Below are 2905 nucleotides of genomic sequence, written 5' to 3' on the forward strand. Positions count from 1 at the left end.
TTTGAGGGTCAAGATGCTAAGGGCCCACGGTGGATGCCTTGGCACCCGAGCCGATGAAGGACGTGGCTACCTGCGATAAGCCAGGGGGAGCCGGTAGCGGGCGTGGATCCCTGGATGTCCGAATGGGGGAACCCGGCCCGTGGGAACACGGGTCACCGCCTTGGCGGGGGGAACCTGGGGAACTGAAACATCTCAGTACCCAGAGGAGAGGAAAGCGAAAGCGACTCCCTGAGTAGCGGCGAGCGAAAGGGGAAGAGCCTAAACCGTCTGGCTTGTCCGGGCGGGGTAGTGGGGCCCTCGGATACCGAATCCCCGACTCTAGCCGAAGCTGTTGGGAAGCAGCGCCAGAGAAGGTGAAAGCCCTGTAGGCGAAAGGGGAGGGGATAGGTGAGGGTACCCGAGTACCCTGTGGTTCGTGGAGCCATGGGGGAATCTGGGCGGACCACCGCCTAAGGCTAAGTACTCCGGGTGACCGATAGTGAACCAGTACCGTGAGGGAAAGGTGAAAAGAACCCCGGGAGGGGAGTGAAATAGAGCCTGAAACCGTGGGCTTACAAGCAGTCGCGGCCCCTTTAGGGGTTGCGGCGTGCCTATTGAAGCATGAGCCGGCGACTCACGGTCGTGGGCGAGCTTAAGCCGTTGAGGCGGAGGCGTAGGGAAACCGAGTCCGAATAGGGCGTTAGTCCGCGGCCGTGGACCCGAAACCGGGTGAGCTAGCCCTGGCCAGGGTGAAGCTGGGGTGAAGCCCAGTGGAGGCCCGAACCGGTGGGGGATGCAAACCCCTCGGATGAGCTGGGGTTAGGAGTGAAAAGCTAACCGAACCCGGAGATAGCTGGTTCTCCCCGAAATGACTTTAGGGTCAGCCTCAGGTGCTGACTGGGGCCTGTAGAGCACTGATAGGGCTAGGGGGCCCACCAGCCTACCAAACCCTGTCAAACTCCGAAGGGTCTAAGGTGGAGCCTGGGAGTGAGGGCGCGAGCGATAACGTCCGTGTCCAAGCGCGGGAACAACCGAGACCGCCAGCTAAGGTCCCGAAGTCTGGGCTAAGTGGGAAAGGATGTGGCGTTGCTGAGACAGCCAGGAGGTTGGCTTAGAAGCAGCCATCCTTTAAAGAGTGCGTAATAGCTCACTGGTCGAGTGACGCTGCGCCGAAAATGATCGGGGCTTAAGCCCAGCGCCGAAGCTGCGGGTCTGAGGGGTGATCCCTCAGGCGGTAGGGGAGCGTTCCCGATGCCGATGAAGGTCGTCCGCGAGGGCGGCTGGAGGTAAGGGAAGTGCGAATGCCGGCATGAGTAACGATAAACAGGGTGAGAATCCCTGTCGCCGTAAGCCCAAGGGTTCCTACGCAATGGTCGTCAGCGTAGGGTTAGGCGGGGCCTAAGGTGAGGCCGAGAGGCGTAGCCGAAGGGCAGCCGGTTAATATTCCGGCCCTTCCCATGGGTGCGATGGGGGGACGCTCTAGGCTAGGGGGACCGGAGCCATGGACGAGCCCGGCCAGAAGCGCAGGGTGGGAGGCAGGCAAATCCGCCTCCCGTGTGCTCTGCGTGGTGGGGAAGCCCGTGAGGGTGACAACCCTCCGAAGCCAGGGAGCCGAGAAAAGCCTCTAAGCACAACCCATGGGAACCCGTACCGGAAACCGACACAGGTGGGCGGGTGCGAGAGCACTCAGGCGCGCGGGATAACCCTCGCCAAGGAACTTTGCAAGTTAGCCCCGTAACTTCGGGAGAAGGGGTGCTCGCCTTTGGGCGAGCCGCAGTGAACAGGCTCTGGCGACTGTTTACCAAAAACACAGCTCTCTGCGAACTCGTAAGAGGAGGTATAGGGAGCGACGCTTGCCCGGTGCCGGAAGGTCAAGGGGAGGGGTGCAAGCCCTGAACCGAAGCCCCGGTGAACGGCGGCCGTAACTATAACGGTCCTAAGGTAGCGAAATTCCTTGTCGGGTAAGTTCCGACCTGCACGAAAAGCGTAACGACCGGAGCGCTGTCTCGGCGAGGGACCCGGTGAAATTGAACTGGCCGTGAAGATGCGGCCTACCCGTGGCAGGACGAAAAGACCCCGTGGAGCTTTACTGCAGCCTGGTGTTGGCTCTTGGTCGCGTCTGCGTAGGATAGGTGGGAGCCTGTGAAGCCGCCCTTTCGGGGGCGGTGGAGGCGCCGGTGAAATACCACCCTGATGCGGCTGGGGGCCTAACCCAAGGGATTGGGGACAGCGCTTGGCGGGCAGTTTGACTGGGGTGGTCGCCTCCTAAAGGGTAACGGAGGCGCCCAAAGGTTCCCTCAGGCGGGACGGAAATCCGCCGGAGAGCGCAAGGGTAGAAGGGAGCCTGACTGTGAGGCCTGCAAGCCGAGCAGGGGCGAAAGCCGGGCCTAGTGAACCGGTGGTCCCGTGTGGAAGGGCCATCGATCAACGGATAAAAGTTACCCCGGGGATAACAGGCTGATCTCCCCCGAGCGTCCACAGCGGCGGGGAGGTTTGGCACCTCGATGTCGGCTCGTCGCATCCTGGGGCTGAAGAAGGTCCCAAGGGTTGGGCTGTTCGCCCATTAAAGCGGCACGCGAGCTGGGTTCAGAACGTCGTGAGACAGTTCGGTCTCTATCCGCCACGGGCGCAGGAGGCTTGAGGGGGGCTCTTCCTAGTACGAGAGGACCGGAAGGGACGCACCTCTGGTTTCCCAGCTGTCCCTCCAGGGGCATAAGCTGGGTAGCCATGTGCGGGAGGGATAACCGCTGAAAGCATCTAAGCGGGAAACCCGCCCCAAGATGAGGCCTCCCACGGTGTGAAGCCGGTAAGGACCCGGGAAGACTACCCGGTGGATGGGCCGGAGGTGTAAGCGCCGTGAGGCGTTGAGCTGACCGGTCCCAATCGTCCGAGGTCTTGACCCTTTTTGCCCTGATGACCACCCCAG

General features: G+C 62.0%; 1 rRNA gene. It reads left to right on the forward strand.

Annotation, left to right across the window (positions count from 1 at the left end):
* Positions 1–6 precede the first annotated feature (6 nt).
* A 23S ribosomal RNA gene (locus TNMX_RS00350) occupies positions 7–2882 on the forward strand.
* Positions 2883–2905: the final 23 nt, after the last annotated feature.

The organism is Thermus sp. NMX2.A1, from assembly GCF_000511705.1.
Taxonomy (GTDB): domain Bacteria; phylum Deinococcota; class Deinococci; order Deinococcales; family Thermaceae; genus Thermus; species Thermus scotoductus.